The 15031-nt window shown below is 58.9% G+C and carries 16 protein-coding genes; 9 read left to right on the top strand and 7 right to left on the bottom strand.

Annotated features, from left to right (window positions below):
- The first annotated feature begins 235 nt into the window (after positions 1 to 235).
- On the top strand, positions 236 to 685 hold the full coding sequence (locus AT6N2_RS20915) for an RrF2 family transcriptional regulator (RefSeq protein WP_063950464.1): 450 nt from the start codon (positions 236 to 238) through the stop codon (positions 683 to 685).
- 29 nt (positions 686 to 714) lie between these two features.
- On the opposite strand, the gene AT6N2_RS20910 is transcribed toward AT6N2_RS20915, so the two are convergent.
- The 4 genes from AT6N2_RS20910 to AT6N2_RS20895 form a co-directional block, all read right to left on the bottom strand.
- A complete protein-coding gene (locus AT6N2_RS20910; RefSeq protein WP_209091189.1) occupies positions 715 to 1668 on the bottom strand; it encodes an acyl-CoA dehydrogenase family protein in 954 nt (317 codons plus the stop codon).
- A 47-nt stretch (positions 1669 to 1715) separates the two neighbouring features.
- Positions 1716 to 2261 (bottom strand): flavin reductase family protein, encoded by a 546-nt coding sequence (locus tag AT6N2_RS20905; protein WP_209091187.1) that lies wholly within the window; start codon positions 2259 to 2261, stop codon positions 1716 to 1718.
- Between the two features lie 144 nt (positions 2262 to 2405).
- Positions 2406 to 3575, bottom strand: a complete 1170-nt coding sequence (gene ssuD / locus AT6N2_RS20900; RefSeq protein WP_209091185.1) for an FMNH2-dependent alkanesulfonate monooxygenase — start codon at positions 3573 to 3575, stop codon at positions 2406 to 2408.
- 212 nt (positions 3576 to 3787) lie between these two features.
- Entirely contained in the window at positions 3788 to 4405 is a 618-nt protein-coding gene (locus AT6N2_RS20895; protein ID WP_209091183.1) for an alpha/beta hydrolase, read from the bottom strand.
- 371 nt (positions 4406 to 4776) lie between these two features.
- Here AT6N2_RS20895 and AT6N2_RS20890 point away from each other — a divergent pair, with 371 nt between their 5' ends.
- Positions 4777 to 5847: an LLM class flavin-dependent oxidoreductase gene (locus AT6N2_RS20890; protein ID WP_209091180.1), complete on the top strand. Its 1071-nt coding sequence runs from the start codon at positions 4777 to 4779 to the stop codon at positions 5845 to 5847.
- A gap of 5 nt (positions 5848 to 5852) precedes the next feature.
- Here the strand turns inward: AT6N2_RS20890 and AT6N2_RS20885 are convergent, their stop codons facing one another.
- Together AT6N2_RS20885 and AT6N2_RS20880 are read right to left on the bottom strand one after the other, a co-directional pair.
- Entirely contained in the window at positions 5853 to 6875 is a 1023-nt protein-coding gene (locus AT6N2_RS20885) for an LLM class flavin-dependent oxidoreductase (RefSeq protein WP_209091178.1), read from the bottom strand.
- A 509-nt stretch (positions 6876 to 7384) separates the two neighbouring features.
- Positions 7385 to 8371, bottom strand: a complete 987-nt coding sequence (locus AT6N2_RS20880) for a GlxA family transcriptional regulator (protein ID WP_209091177.1) — start codon at positions 8369 to 8371, stop codon at positions 7385 to 7387.
- Positions 8372 to 8500: 129 nt separating this feature from the next.
- Between AT6N2_RS20880 and AT6N2_RS20875 the strand changes: the two genes are divergently transcribed.
- The 7 genes from AT6N2_RS20875 (at position 8501) to AT6N2_RS20845 (ending at position 13292) form a co-directional block, all read left to right on the top strand.
- Positions 8501 to 9328 (top strand): alpha/beta fold hydrolase, encoded by an 828-nt coding sequence (locus AT6N2_RS20875; protein ID WP_209091175.1) that lies wholly within the window; start codon positions 8501 to 8503, stop codon positions 9326 to 9328.
- Positions 9329 to 9353: 25 nt separating this feature from the next.
- Positions 9354 to 10145 (top strand): SDR family NAD(P)-dependent oxidoreductase, encoded by a 792-nt coding sequence (locus AT6N2_RS20870; protein WP_209091173.1) that lies wholly within the window; start codon positions 9354 to 9356, stop codon positions 10143 to 10145.
- Between the two features lie 12 nt (positions 10146 to 10157).
- Positions 10158 to 10643: a hypothetical protein gene (locus AT6N2_RS20865; protein WP_209091171.1), complete on the top strand. Its 486-nt coding sequence runs from the start codon at positions 10158 to 10160 to the stop codon at positions 10641 to 10643.
- 165 nt (positions 10644 to 10808) lie between these two features.
- A complete protein-coding gene (gene blh / locus AT6N2_RS20860; protein ID WP_209091169.1) occupies positions 10809 to 12104 on the top strand; it encodes a bifunctional sulfur transferase/dioxygenase Blh in 1296 nt (431 codons plus the stop codon).
- Positions 12098 to 12454: a sulfite-sensing transcriptional repressor BigR gene (gene bigR, locus AT6N2_RS20855; protein ID WP_209091167.1), complete on the top strand. Its 357-nt coding sequence runs from the start codon at positions 12098 to 12100 to the stop codon at positions 12452 to 12454. The genes blh and bigR overlap by 7 nt, the downstream gene beginning before the upstream one ends.
- A complete protein-coding gene (locus tag AT6N2_RS20850) occupies positions 12451 to 12858 on the top strand; it encodes a YeeE/YedE family protein (protein ID WP_209091166.1) in 408 nt (135 codons plus the stop codon). The genes bigR and AT6N2_RS20850 overlap by 4 nt, the downstream gene beginning before the upstream one ends.
- Complete coding sequence (locus AT6N2_RS20845; protein WP_209091164.1) at positions 12855 to 13292, top strand: YeeE/YedE family protein; 438 nt, start codon at positions 12855 to 12857, stop codon at positions 13290 to 13292. Before AT6N2_RS20850 ends, AT6N2_RS20845 begins: the two co-directional genes overlap by 4 nt.
- 73 nt (positions 13293 to 13365) lie before the next feature.
- Here the strand turns inward: AT6N2_RS20845 and gpmI are convergent, their stop codons facing one another.
- The gene (gene gpmI, locus AT6N2_RS20840) at positions 13366 to 14883 is read right to left on the bottom strand and encodes a 2,3-bisphosphoglycerate-independent phosphoglycerate mutase (protein WP_209091162.1); all 1518 of its coding nucleotides are present in this window, start codon (positions 14881 to 14883) and stop codon (positions 13366 to 13368) included.
- Between the last annotated feature and the right edge of the window lie 148 nt (positions 14884 to 15031).

Here is a 15031-nt window from a genome sequence, read left to right as displayed (position 1 = left end):
TTCCACGTTGCGGGGTGATCAGAGAAAATCTTGTTTATGGATGTCCTTTTCCGCATCGCGGCCGGTGAGCGTGCAACCGCAGGACCAAAAAAGTTGAAAACAGCTTTTGCAGTCGCTTTCGACATCAAACCCATTGGAACAGGCTTGCGCGCAAAATCGCTTAAAACTACTTAGTAACTAAGGAATAACGGTAGCCGTCATGCGGAGCGTGGCGGAACACTTCTCGGATCAGGCAATGTTGACCAAAAAAGGCAAATACGGATTGAAGGCCCTTGTCGACCTGGCGCGTTTGCCGCAGGGCGAAACCGCCTTCGTGACCGAAATTGCGGCTCGCAATAACATTCCGAAGAAATTCCTGGACACCATTCTGCTCGAACTGCGCAACACCGGCATTCTGCGATCCAAAAAGGGCCCGAATGGTGGCTACTCATTGTCCAAGACGCCATCTGAGATCATGATCGGCCAGGTCATCCGCACGCTCGATGGACCGCTCGCCCCCATTCGCTGCGCAAGCAGAACGGCCTTCGAAGCATGTGACGACTGTGACGACCCAGAAACCTGTCAGGTGAGGGTCTCGATGACGGATGTGCGGGACGCCATTGCAACCATATTGGACAACATGACGCTCGCCCAATTCGTAGCAAAGGGCGGGCACGAGCCGTTGGTGCTTCCAGCCATCAAATAGAACGACGAGAAGGCTCAATCTCGCTCGGGCTAGAGATGCGCCTGCAAATCGCTGAGATCGTCATTCAGGGAAGCGATCAGCCCTGCCTCGCTGCGCCCCTCGACAAGCCCGAGACGCGCCATCAAAATTTCAAGCGCAATGGCATTGTTGCGGACGGAGCGATTTGTCACATTCTCCGCTCCAACCTGGGCGGCATCAATGTTGCCCGCGAGGCTCGTCATCTGCGCTTTCAAGAGTTCGATGGCGAGAAATATTTCCCCAAGCACGGGTCGCGCGGCGCCCTCATCCGCCAGTCGGTCGATCAGGAGCGCCTCAAGCTCACGTTGCTTCTGCCCGAGGACTACCGCGGCCTTCAAAAGTGTTGCAACGGAAGCGGCGAGGCTGCCTGCATCCTGCGCAAGAACGGCGACATGATCGGCGAGCAGCCCGTGTCGTAAGGACTTGCGGTGATGACGCATGACGACAAGACGCTGCTGGCCCGTCTTGTTGACCGCCGGAACGACGATCCAGTGAGCATCTCCCGTAATTGACCCCGCGACCTCATCTGGAAGTGTCAGGGCGTCACCATCGTCGTTGACTTCGACCGCCGCATCCGGGTGCGACGCGACTTGTGCTGAGGCGAATGTCTCGCCCCTATCAAGACGGGAAAAAAGGGACTTGCGCTGTTCCTCACTCCCTGCATTCCGGATGAATTCAAGCGCAGTAAAATGTTCAACGAGGTCATGCGCAGCAGCCGTATCGGCCTTAGAGATGATGGCGATCGCTTGCGACAAAACATCGTTGGTTATATCCGCCCCGCCAAATTCCTCTGGGACCGAAAGAGAAAGAAGGCCTGAACGCGCGATCCGGGCACGGATCTGCGCGCCGCTTTCGAAGACGCAGTGCGATGCAATCGATCGGGCAACGCCGAGAACATCGACGTCCGCACCGAGGCGTGGAGGAACGAAACGACGTGTTTCGCCAAGAGGCGTGACAGATCCCATGCTCAACTCCCCTAAAAACGACTGAGCGACAGCGACCGACGATCGCGTCAGTCTACTGAATGATATCGCCCGTTCTGGTAAAGCAGCGAGTGACCGGAGCCGATGCGAATCGCCTCCACCTTGCCGATGACGATGACATGGCTATGGCGCTCGATCGCTTCTTCGATGGTGCAATCGATTGCAGCAACGGCATCTTCGAGGATCGGCGCACCGCTTGCTAGCCTTGTCCATTCCGCGCCACGATATCGCTCGGTTCCCTTTAGCCCGCCAATTCCTGCGAATTGATTGGCTACGAACTGATGGGGCGTACCGACGATGTTGACGGCAAAATGGCCGAACCGCTCCACGACAGGCCATGTGGACGATGAACGGTTGAGCGCAACAAGAATCCGCGGCGGATCGACTGACAGCGCCGTTGCCGACGTTACCGTAGCGCCCGTACGCGAATCGCCCTCGCCCGCCGTAATAACGCTGACGCCGCCCCCGAGCGTTCTCAGGGCTGCCTTCAGGCTGTCGGCATCGGCCGCCCTGCCCGCCACCGGCTCCCGAAGATTGATGAATTGTTGATCCTTGGCCGCATATTGCAATGTCATCACATGGCTCCTGAAACAGCTGAATTCTCTACAGCTAACAGCCGGGAAGGGGACAGAAATAGACATCGTTTTCCATAATACTATTAGTCTATAGAAATAATGTTTTTTACGCCTGCGTCACGCCTTCCGCGACTCTGAAACCGCTCAGGACCCCGAGACCAGCTTCACATTACCGCCGTGGCCGCCGCCACCGAACGCCTGCTTGGCGCCAAAGGAAGATCGGATTTCATTTCGCGGTCCCGCAAGGCCGATCTCCGGAAACAGAAGTTCAGAGATGCGATAGGCTTCTTCCAGGTGAGGATAGCCGGAAGCAATGACCGTATCGATGCCGAGTTCCTGATATTCCTTAAGCCGCGCTGCCACCGTCTTTGGTGATCCGACCAGCGCGGTACCCGCGCCAGACCGCACGAGGCCAATCCCCGCCCACAAGTTGGGAGACACTTCCAGCTTGTCGCGCCGACCATTGTGAAGCGCCTGCATCCTCGCCTGCCCGACGGAATCCGATGCCTTGGAGAAAACCTCCTGAGCGGAGGCGATCGTCTCGTCGGAAAGCTTTGAAATCAGCTTGTCCGCATCGGCCCAGGCTTCCTCGTCAGTCTCACGCACGATGAAATGCAAACGGATACCGAAGGTCACCTCCCGTCCCTTCTTGGCGGCGGCAGCGCGCACCTTGGCAATTTTCTCCGCCACCTGCGCCGGCGGCTCGCCCCAGGTCAGGTACTTATCGGCAAGACCAGACGAAAACTCGATGCCGGCATCGGAAGAGCCGCCGAAATAAAGCGGCGGGCGCGGCTCCTGCACCGGCGGTAGGCCAAGCTTTGCGTCGATCGCCTTGATGTAGTTTCCATCGAGGTGTGCCTTGCCGGTCTCGATCAGCGAATTGAACACCTGGAAGAACTCGTCGGCGTGATCGTAACGCTCATCATGTGGCAGGAAAATGCCGTCACCGGCCAGTTCCTGCGCGCTGCCGCCGACCACGATGTTGAGCAGCAGTCGGCCGTGGGAAACGCGATCGAGCGTGGAGGCAAGCCGCGCATAATAGGCAGGTGATGCCACGCCCGGGCGAATGGCGACGAGGAACTTCAGTTTTTCGGTATAAGCGGCAAGATTAGCCGCCAGGATGAAGGATTCCTCACATGCAACGCCAGTAGGAATAAGGACGCCGGAATAACCAAGCCGGTCGGCGGCCTGCGCAATTTCACGGAAATAGCCAGGGTCAGAAGGGCGCGACAGATCGTCCGAGCCGAGATAGCTGCCATCGCCTGACGAGGGTATGAACCATAAAAAATCGAGAGGGTTATCGCGCGTGCTCATTGACTGGTCCTTTGCAAAATGCCCTCGGGCAATGCGACGTGTTGAGAAAAGGGTAGCCACTTACCCGTCGTATTGAAGAAATGTCGTTCCAATTTCGAACGGCGGAAGAGAGTTTCTCACCTATGCCGCTGCTGCCCTGAAGAAAGAATTGAGCTCTTTTTCTAGCGCCGAAAACACCGGATAGAGCCCGAACGTGCCTGAAAAAACCCGTTTCAGGACGCTCCAACGTCAGCCGGCAAATTCTCGCCCTGTCCCACCGTTCTTGAGAACGGCCGGGGCCTCGGCGTTGTCGCCTCCACGCTCGTCTTCAATCGCTCAAAAAGAGCATAACCTTCAGGCCACCGCCCATGGCCGCTTGCGATGTTGATATGCCCGGCCGCACCAAGATTGGTAACATTGCTGCCCCACAGTCGCGCGGTCTGCGCAAGCTGCTCGCCATTCATATATGGATCGTTCGCGCTACCCACGATAAGGCTTGGGAAGGTGAGCCGCCGTCTCGGAAAAACGCCAAAGCGGACGATGCAGGGATGCATCGTCTCAACGCGATCGAGATGGGCAGGCGCAACGAGAAGCGCTCCCTTGATCTTGGTGGCGAAGGGCCGTGAAGCCGCGTTCGCCACCAGCAGGCAACCAAGGCTATGGGCAACGATGTATGCCTTATCCACCGTTGCTAGCGCTGTTTCCAGACGGTCTATCCAGTCTTCAAGGACAGGGCACTGCCAATCGTCCTGTTCGACCAGCGTGGCCTCGGGATTATCCCGCAACCAGTGCCGTTGCCAATGCCCTTCATCCGAGCCGTTCAAGCCGGGAACAATCAAGGTCGTACACATGCCTGCTCCATGGATGTGAATGATGTTGCGCAGCATCGCGAACTTTTCGCTGAAAGTACACGACGACAGTACTCAACTTGTTTCACGTCCCGAAAAAATGATCTAGAAATTATGGATAAAGCATAATTAGATTCTTTCAGAGGCGACACAGCCCCCACATATCGGAAAATATTACTCACAATTTTTATATAGAAAATATATGCAATATGGACCTCCTTGACAGAAAGCTTTTCCTCTACAGCGCTACAAAAGAAATATCGCGTTGTCGCGACGGGACCGCCGGTTTGCCATTCTAATCAATGAGAGGACCGCGCGTTCGGAACGGGGCACGTGGGCTTACGGTCATGAAATGGTAAGTCGGGCGAATGGATATGAGCAGAACGGGCGAATTTCTCTGGTACATTCCCAACGACGTCACGGCCGGCCACCGCGGCGACGCCGTCAGCGAAAATCACAACAGCCTGGATACATTAACGAACCATGCCACCGCTCTGGAGGCACACGGGTGGAAGGGCGCTCTACTCGGCACGGGTTGGGGGCGACCGGATACCTTCACGGTCGCGGCGGCGCTTGCGGCCCGCACCACCACCTTCGAGCCGCTGATAGCAATCCGCCCCGGTTACTGGAAGCCTGCCAATCTTGCATCCGCTGCCGCCACGCTTGATCAGCTCTCGGACGGAAGAGTGCGGATCAACGTCGTCTCCGGCCGGGACAAACTTGCGGCCTATGGCGACGAAGAGGCCGATCAGGCGCAACGCTATGCGCGTACGAAGGAATTCATGCGTCTGGTGCGGCGCCTTTGGACGGAAGAATCCGTTACGTTCAATGGTGACCATTTTCGAGTAAAGAACTCCACCGTCCTACCCCGCATCGCTCCACGCAACGACCGGCCGCACCCGAAACTTTATTTCGGCGGCGCCTCGGATGCGGCTGAGCAGGTTGCCGCAACCGAGGCCGACGTGCAGCTTTTCTGGGGGGAACCCCTTGCTGGCGTGCGCGAGCGGATCGAAAGGCTGAGGCACCTCAGCGCAGCACTCGGTCGGGATCTCCCGCCGCTGCAGTTCGGACTGCGTATTACCACCCTGGTGCGGGAAACAACGGCGCAGGCGTGGCGGGATGCAGAAGCGAAAGTTGCCGAGATGGCCGTCAGCAGCGGCGTCCGCTGGAACGACCACCTGCAGGCAATTGCGGTCGGCCAACGCCGCCTGCTGGAACTCCACCATCAAGGCGACGTGCTTGATGATAATCTTTACACGGCCCCGGGGAAATTCGGCGGCGGCGGCGCCGCAACGACGTGGCTGGTCGGTTCGGCGGAAGATGTCGCCGCATCGCTTAAAAAATACCAGGCGCTGGGCGTCAGCCATTTCATCCTTTCGGATACGCCATATCTGAAGGAAATAAAGCGGCAGGGCGACGCCCTCCTGCCGCTTCTGCGGGACTGAGAGCGTCAGCCCGCTACCTTCAAGGGCGAGGTATTTTTATTGAGCTGTGGCAGGATCGAAGCGAAGTCAGATAGAATCTGACGATAGTCCTCAGACTGGAACTCGTAAGGCAACTCCAGGCGGAGCTCCGAGACATGCGGCAAGACCGGATCGCGCGAGAGAGTTTCCAGGATCTTTTCGGTAGAGCCGACGATATCGGGCAGGAAAAGCGTGCGGCGTGCACCATGTGGTGCGCGCGTGCGCTTGTCGCGCTCCGCAACGAACTCCCCGTACCGGCGCCGGGTCGCGGGGCTGGCGCTGTCGGTCGGCAGGATCACACGGCCGAGAGCGACACGCGGCGGGCGCTCATGGGCCCATTCTCGCCTGAAGCGGGAAAGGAGAGCGGCCTGGGCCGTCAGGAAATCGTCGGTATCTTCACCACTAACGATATTTCCAGTCAGGAGATTAAACCCAGCCTTGCCGGCCCAGCGGGCGGAATTCTGGGATCCGCCGCCATACCACAGCCGGTCTGTTAGCCCCTCGGCAAAGGGCCGCAGACGCGGGACCTGCGCACCGGCCGCATTACCCGCCTCCGTATCGCTGGACAAGGGTTGCGACCTGAGCGCCGCGGCAAGCTTTTCGGCGCGGGCGTGGCTGTAATCCGCCTCGGGAGCGTCGTCTACATAGTCCGAGATGAGATGTGCGAAAGGCGGCGCACCAACCGACACCCCAACATTCAGCCGGCCACGCGAGAGAACATCAACTGTGGCCAGATCTTCGGCCAGTCGAAACGGGTTCTCATAACCCAGCTGAATGACGGCGGTGCCTAGTCCAATCCGTTTCGTACGCTGCGACGCGGCGGCAAGAAAGGTGGCCGCCGAGGATACGCCTCGCTCCAAGTGACGCTGCCGAACCCAGGCGCTATGAAATCCGAGCGCCTCGCCAACCTCGAAAAGCCCCAGTGTTTCCTCGATCCCCCGCCCCGGATCGTCGTCCAGATAATTGCCGGGCACGAGAAAGGCGAAGTGTGAAATATGGGAAAGTGGCATGGCGATGCATCCGAGTACGAGTGTAAATCTTCTGGGCGACACAGAGGCGGCCTCCCTGTGGCGGGAAAACCTCGAATACGCCGACTAGACGCCAAGCTTGCATCACGGCGCCCCCACTGGCGCGGCATGTTTGTTTATACTCCTCGCAACCGTTGAAAGATCGTTGCGCGATTTAATAGTCTACTAAAATTATCGATTACTGGCCGTCAGCCGGTGAACTCCGATATACGTCACCCGTTCAGGCCGGCCGTGTCGCTGCGCCTGAAAAGGCCTTTATTCCTCGCTCCACAGGAGGTTCGGATGCTCGCGAAAGCTTCCGACTTTCTGGTTGTCCCATAGGGTGCCCGGCTCTCAGGCTGTCGGCCTGCTACGGGCATCCGGGCCCTTTGGCTCGATCGTATCTGCGGCGGCGCCCTTCATGCCTCGCAGGCTCCCTCGCCTTCTATCGGCGGGCGCCCGCTTAGCCGTCAGGCTTCGCTACCCCAAACGAAAACCTTCGACGAGGACAGTCAGGCGGCAGCCATGGCGGAACTGCTTGAAAAGCGGTTTCGATATTCTCCCGGCGAAAGGCCGAGGACACGGTTAAAGACGCGGCGGAAGGCGGCGGCATCTTCATATCCGACTGACCATGCGATCTGGTCCACGGAACGACGGGTGAACTCCAGCAATTCCCGCGCCTTGCCAACCCGCAGGTGCTGTACGTATTCGATTGGTTTCATGCCCGTCGCAGCCTTGAAGCGACGCAGGAAAGTGCGCTCCTCCAGCCCGGCATGGGTCGCCATGTCGCTAACGCTTGTCGCGCGCCCGGCACGGGCCTGCAACCAGTGCTGGACCTTCAGGATCGGCTCGTCGCCATGCGTCAATCTCGGGGCGAAGCTGCTATAATGGCGCTGTTCCCGCCCGGCAGGATCGATCAGCAGGAACTTGCCCGTCTCGATCATCACCGAGGGGCCCAGCAGCCGGTCGACGATGCGCAGGCCCAGATCGGTCCATGCCATCAGCCCGCCGGCCGTGATAATATCACCGTCCTCGATGACGACCTTGTCTATGTCGAGACGAATATCGGGAAAGCGCTCCCGAAACAGCTCCGCAAAAAACCAGTGCGTCGTGGCGGGGCGGCCTGACAGCAGCCCGGTCGCAGCGAGAAGAAACGAACCGCCGCAACTGGCCGCCAGCGTGGCACCCTGGGCGTGGCGATCAAGCAACCAGCGGGCGTAAGGCTCGGCTTCGTCAATCTCAGCAGGGCCGGTCAACCTGCCGGGAACCACTAAGATATCGGGGTGCCCCGCTTGTCCCGGATTGGTGTCATGACAGCGTGAAAACTCGCCGTCGTCATCCATGCTCCAGTGGCTGACCCGCAATCTCGGCCCGCCGCGATCCTGCGAAAAAACCGATGCGATCGCAAAAAGATCGGTGATGCCGTGAACCATGGCGACCTGACAGTCCCGATAGAGGACAAGCCCCACCTCCAGCGCGCTTCCCGAGATTCCCGCCATGCCCCTTACCCCCGTTTTGTCAATTTTGGCCCGCTTTCTGTCAGAAGCGCCAATCCAGTGCCCGCCGCCCAAAGAGTATCTCTATTCCCACGGGACGCAAGCAAGCTCCCTGCAACAGGAGAGAGAGCGATGACAACGATAACCACCAGAGACGGAACACATATTTTCTATAAAGACTGGGGCACCAGGCACGGCCAGCCCATCATCTTCTCCCATGGCTGGCCGCTCAGCGCCGACACCTGGGATGCGCAGATGGTGTTTTTCGCCAACAACGGGTTCCGCACCATCGCCCACGACCGCCGCAGCCACGGGCGTTCCGACCAAGTCTGGCACAACAATACCATGGATCAATATGCCGATGACCTGTCCGAGCTGATCGAACAGCTTGACCTTCACGACATCATTCTCGTCGGTCATTCCACGGGCGGTGGCGAAGTTACCCGCTATGTGGGCCGGCACGGTACGGCTCGCGTCGCAAAGATCGCCCTCATCGGCGCCGTACCACCACTAATGCTGAAGACGGAGAGCAATCCCATCGGCCTGCCGATCGATGTTTTCGACGGTATTCGCAAGGGCACCTACGATAATCGCAGCCAGTTCTTCAAAGACCTGACAATCCCCTTCTACGGCTACAACCGGGAGGGTGCCGTGATTTCGGAAGGCATTCGCGAGGAATTCTGGCGTCAGGGCATGATGGGCGGGCTGAAGGGTCAACTCGACAGCATCCGCGCCTTTTCGGAAAGCGATTTTAATCAGGACCTGAAGGCCTTCGACAAACCCACGCTGGTTCTGCACGGCGATGACGACCAGATCGTACCGGTCGGTGCTTCCGCCCTTTCGACCGTCAAGATCGTCAAACATGCGGTTCTCAAAATTTATGAGGGCGCCGATCATGGCCTCACCCAGACCCACCAGGATCGGTTCAACGCCGATCTGCTTGCCTTCATCCAGGACTGAAACCACGCACACAGGAGACACGAAAATGTCGCAGAATACATTTCTCATTACCGGCGCATCCGATGGCATCGGCGCCGTCTATGCCGAACGTCTGGCAAAACGTGGCCACGATCTCGTTCTCGTGGCGCGGCGCGCCGAAAAACTGAAAGCATTGGCCGCGCAGCTGGAAAAGGATCACCACATTGTTGTCGAGGTTCTTTCCGCCGATCTGTCACGCGCAGAGGACCTAGAAAGGGTCGAAAGACGGCTGCGCGAAGATCATGACATCACCGGCCTCGTCAACAATGCCGGCATAGCCGGGGACGGAGCGATTACGGCGCTGGACCCCGCCTATGTAACGACGATGATCAACCTCAACATTCTCGCCGTGACCCGCCTTGCGGCCGCCATCGCCCCCCGCCTTGCCGACAGCGGAAACGGCACGATCATCAACATCACCTCCGTCACGGCGCTGATGCCCGCGGCATTCACCGCAGTCTATCCTGCCACGAAAGCCTTCGTGCTGGCCTTCACCGAGGCGATGCAGGCGCAGCTCTCACCTTCGGGCGTGCGGGTGCAGGCGGTCCTGCCCGGCATCACCCGCACCGCGATCTGGGAAGAGGAACGGCTCGACGCCATTCCGGCCTCCATGGTCATGGATGTTTACGAGATGGTGGATGCCGCCCTTGCCGGTCTCGATCTCGGCGAAACGCTGACTATTCCATCGCTGCCGGATACGACCGATCTCGACAATTTCCTCGCTGCGCGTGCAGCGCTGCGGCCCAACCTGTCACATGCACGTGCCGCCAGCCGGTATCACGCCATAAAATCCGAATAGAGGAGACGTGCCATGATCCTCGGCCTCACCATTCCCCAATTCACGGCATTGCACGTCGGTTTAAGCTTCATCGGCATTGCCGCCGGGCTCGTTGCCCTGCCAGCCTACGCGGCGGGGCGGTGGATGCCGCGAGTGACAGCAATTTTCCTCATCACCACGTTCGCCACGACTCTTTCCGGCTTCCTGTTTCCAATCGGCAATTTCACACCTGCCCTGGGGGTCGGCATCGTCTCGACGATCGTCATGGCTGTCGCGCTGATTGCGCTCTACGGATACGGCCTGAGGGGCAAGGCAAGGATTATCTACTCGATCACCGCCACGATCAGCCTTTACCTCAATATGTTCGTGCTGATCGTCCAGTCCTTTTTAAAGGTAGAAAGCCTGAACGCCCTGGCGCCGAACGGCAATGAGCCTCCGTTTCTCATTGCCCAGACGGTTCTGCTGGTTGCTGCCATCCTTCTTGGCTGGAGGGCAACGCGCCGCAGGCTTGCCGTTTGAGTAGGACGCGTCCCCGGCGAGCTGCCAGACCAGTGCCCTGTGCCTGCTTTCAGGCACAGGGTACATTTTTCAATAAGTACGCCCTCAGAAAAACATCAGTGCCGATTGCCACACTACAATATACATTATATGATAATATATATCGTATCATTGTAGGAGAGGCAGATGAAAGCCGTGAAGATCAATGAACGCCTGACCGTGGCGGACCAGCCAATGATCGCCGAATTCCAATCGCTCTCCGCACAGGGCTTTAAGACCATCATCAATGCCCGACCGGATGGAGAAGAGCCTGCCCAATCAGGTAACGCGCAGGAAAGAACGGCCGCTCAGGCCGCCGGCATGGATTATGGCTTCATCCCAGTCACGGGTCCGACCATCACCGAAGCAGATATCCGCGCCTTTCAAAAGAAAATGGCGGAAGCGGAAGGTCCGGTTTTTGCCCACTGCAAGGGCGGCACGCGTGCGCTCACACTCCATGTGCTCGGAGAAGCACTCGACGGGCGCATCGAGCGAGACGCCATTGAAGCCTTTGGCAATGCGCATGGCTTTGACCTGTCGGGAGCGATCCGCTGGCTTGATCGCCGCGCGGCAGCGGCACCGCATGTCAAAGCCTTTTTCGATCCGCGCACGTCGAGCGTTCAATATGTCGTTTCCGACCCCAAGACGAGGCGATGTGCGATTATCGATCCAGTCTTAGACTTCGATGAGAAGTCCGGCGCGACAGGAACCATGAATGCCGACGCCATTCTGGCCTATGTCGCAAGCGAGAACCTCACCGTGGAATGGATTCTCGATACCCATCCGCATGCCGATCATTTTTCTGCCGCTTATTATCTGAAGGGAAAGACCGGCGCGCCGACGGCGATAGGCGCAAAGGTCAAACATGTGCAGAAGCTCTGGCAGGAGAAATATAACTGGCCGGACTTCAAAACCGACGGGTCACAATGGGACCACCTGTTTGAAGCTGGCGAGAGCTTCCGTATCGGCTCTCTTGAGGCGCGCGTCCTCTTCTCCCCCGGCCATACGCTTGCCTCCGTCAGCTATGTGGTGGGCAATGCAGCTTTCGTGCACGATACGCTCTTCATGCCCGATTCAGGCACCGCGCGTGCGGATTTTCCGGGCGGTAGCGCAAGACAGCTCTGGGCCTCTATTCAGGATATTCTCTCGCTTCCAGATGAGGCGCGTCTTTTCACCGGCCATGACTATCAACCCGGCGGCCGCTCTCCAAAATGGGAAAGCACGGTTGGCGAACAAAAGCGCAGCAATCCGCATATTGCCGGCATGACGGAAGAGGGCTTTGTCCGCCTAAGGGAAGCGCGGGACAAGACTTTACCGATGCCGAAACTTATTCTTCATGCCCTCCAGGTGAATATTTGCGGCGGCCGCCTGCCCGAGCCGGAGGCGAACGGCGTCCGCTATCTGAAGCTCCCGCTCGACGTGCTTGGGGGTAGCGCATGGTAGAGAAAGCCACAGCCAACAAGCCGCACCATAGTGGTGAAATTTCCCTCCCCGCGATGGAGGAAAGGGCCGGCGAAGTCGCATTGCTCCTGAAAACGCTCGCTCATCCTGCCCGGCTGTTGCTCGCCTGCACGCTGGCGCAAGGGGAGTTTTCGGTCGGTGAGCTGGAGTCCAAACTGGACATCCGCCAACCGACACTCTCCCAGCAGTTAGGCGTCCTTCGCGAAGCTGGGGTGGTCGAGACGCGACGCGACGCCAAGCAGATATTCTACAGACTGACGCAGGAGAAAGCGGCCCAATTGATCGAGGCCTTGTACGCCATCTTCTGCGCGCCGGGCGAGGAAACCCAATGAGCCCTTACTGGCATCCTCTTTTCGGCGGCATGCTGCTCGGTCTTGCCTGCGTTCTGCTTTTTCTCTTTAACGGTCGTATCGCCGGGATCAGCGGTATGATCGGAAAGACGCTGAGCAGGGAGCGGCGCCTCGCGGACCTCAGCTTTCTCGCCGGCTTGCTGGCCGGACCATATATCTATGCGGCCTCCTTCGATCGGCTGCCCGCTATCACCGTCCTAGCACCCTTGCCGCTTGTTATCATCGCCGGACTTCTGGTGGGTTTTGGCACACGAATGGGCTCCGGCTGCACATCGGGCCACGGCATCATGGGGCTGGCGCGGTTTTCCCGACGCTCTATCGCGGCAACGGCGACTTTCCTGATTGCGGGGATGTTTGCGGCGACAATGGTGGGGGCGCTGTCATGAGAAATCCCGCCTTGGAGCGTGTTGCCCTTGCATTGGCCGCGGGAGCGCTGTTCGGATTCGGCCTTTCGCTGTCGGGCATGATCGATCCAGCCCGCGTTTCGGGTTTTCTCGATGTAGCAAGCGGCCACTGGGACCCGAGCCTGATGTTCGTTCTCGCGGGCGCTGTGATGGTGGCCGTGCCGGGTGTGCTGATCAGCAGGCACCTTGCCAAGCCTATCCTCGCTGAGGATTTCGGCGTGCCTGTAAAGAGCCGCATCGACCGACCGCTGCTGATAGGTTCGGCCATGTTCGGCATCGGTTGGGGGCTTGCCGGTTTTTGCCCCGGCCCGGCCTTGTCGGCTTTTGGCCTTGGGCTTACGCCGGTCGCGTTTTTCGTCACTGCCATGATTGCCGGCATGCTGGTCCACGACCGGCTCTACGCAACCCGCTCATAGCGCAATACACGTGCGGCCGACGCGGAAAGGACCATCGCGCGGCGCTGGGAGGGCTCCGCGCGATGGAATACGATCAAAGATCGATCAAGCTCTTGCCTGTCATTTCCGGCGGCAGAGGCTGGTTCATGAGTTGCAGCAGGGTGGGCGCGACATCAGCGAGAATACCGTCGTGCACCCTTGCCCCATCGGGACCTCCAAAAAGGATCACCGGCACAGGATTGGTGGTGTGGGCCGTGTGCGGGCCGCCCGTGACCGGATCGATCATGGTTTCGCAATTGCCGTGATCGGCAATGACCAGCATCGCGCCACCCACTTTTTCAAGCGCGGCAACGACTTCGCCAAGACCGCGGTCCACGGCTTCACACGCCTTGATCGCGGCCTGAAGATCACCTGTGTGGCCGACCATGTCAGGGTTGGCATAATTGGTGACGATCAGGTCATAACCCTTGCCGATTGCCTCGACAAATTTCTCGGTTACCTCAGCCGCACTCATTTCTGGCTGAAGATCGTAGGTCGCAACCTTGGGTGACTTCGGCATGAAGCGGTCTTCACCGATTTCCGGCTCCTCCTTACCGCCGTTCAGGAAGAAGGTGACATGCGGATACTTCTCCGTTTCGGCGAGGCGAAACTGCGTGAGGCCCTGCTTTGCCACCCATGCACCCAACGTATTGACGATGTCCCGCTTCGGATAAGCCGTGGTCATGAACGCGCTATGACGCGTGGAATATTCCACCATGCCAAGCAGCGCAGAAAGGACGGGCTTTTCGCGCGGAAAACCGTCGAATTCATCGGCACCGATCGCAAGCAGGATTTCACGCGCCCGGTCGGCACGGAAATTGAGGCAGAACAGACCATCGCCTGCCTTGAAGCCCTTATAGCCATCAATCACCGTCGGCAGGATAAATTCGTCGGTAATGCCATTCGCATAGCTCTGCGAGACGGCGCTTACGGCATCCCGCGCGTGTTCGCCCTTGCCAAGAACCATGGCGTCATAGGCTTTCTCGACACGCTCCCAGCGATTGTCGCGATCCATCGCATAATAACGGCCGATCACCGTGCCGATGCTTGCCCCCTGCGGCAGGCTTGCGACGAGCGCTGCGACGAAATCTTCTGCCGACTGCGGTGCGACATCGCGACCATCTGTGATGGCATGCACCACGACGTTCAGACCGTGACTGACCATCAGCTTCACCGCCGCCTGGCCGTGCAGGATATGACCATGGACACCGCCATCGGAAACCACGCACATCAGATGCGCCACACCGCCAGCAGCCTTGACCCTGGCGGCGAAATCGATCATCGCCGCGTTGCGGAAAAAGCTGCCATCCTCAATCGCGAGATCGATCTGACCGAGATCCATGGCGACGATACGGCCAGCGCCGATATTGGTATGACCCACTTCCGAATTGCCCATCTGCCCCGTCGGCAGGCCGACCTTCGGACCGAAGGTTGTCAGCGTCGCATTCGGGCAAGTGGCGAAAAGCCGGTCCATGGTTGGCGTGTTTGCCAGAAAGGGCGCATTGCCGGACGTTACCTCGCTCAGCCCCCAGCCGTCGAGAATGGTCAGAACAACGGGTTTGGGAGTGCGCATGGGAGGACCTTCTTCTTCATTCGGTTGCCGGCGGAGAGCGGACCGCAGGGCACCGGAGCGCCCTCGTCCGCCACTATGTTCATGATGAGAAAACATGCTTCTCGTTCTTCTCTTCTATACCCGAAGATGACGAACGCAAGCCTATACC

The organism is Agrobacterium tumefaciens, assembly GCF_017726655.1.
Taxonomy (GTDB): Bacteria; Pseudomonadota; Alphaproteobacteria; order Rhizobiales; family Rhizobiaceae; genus Agrobacterium; species Agrobacterium tumefaciens_B.
This window is presented reverse-complemented; position numbering and strand designations above follow the sequence as displayed.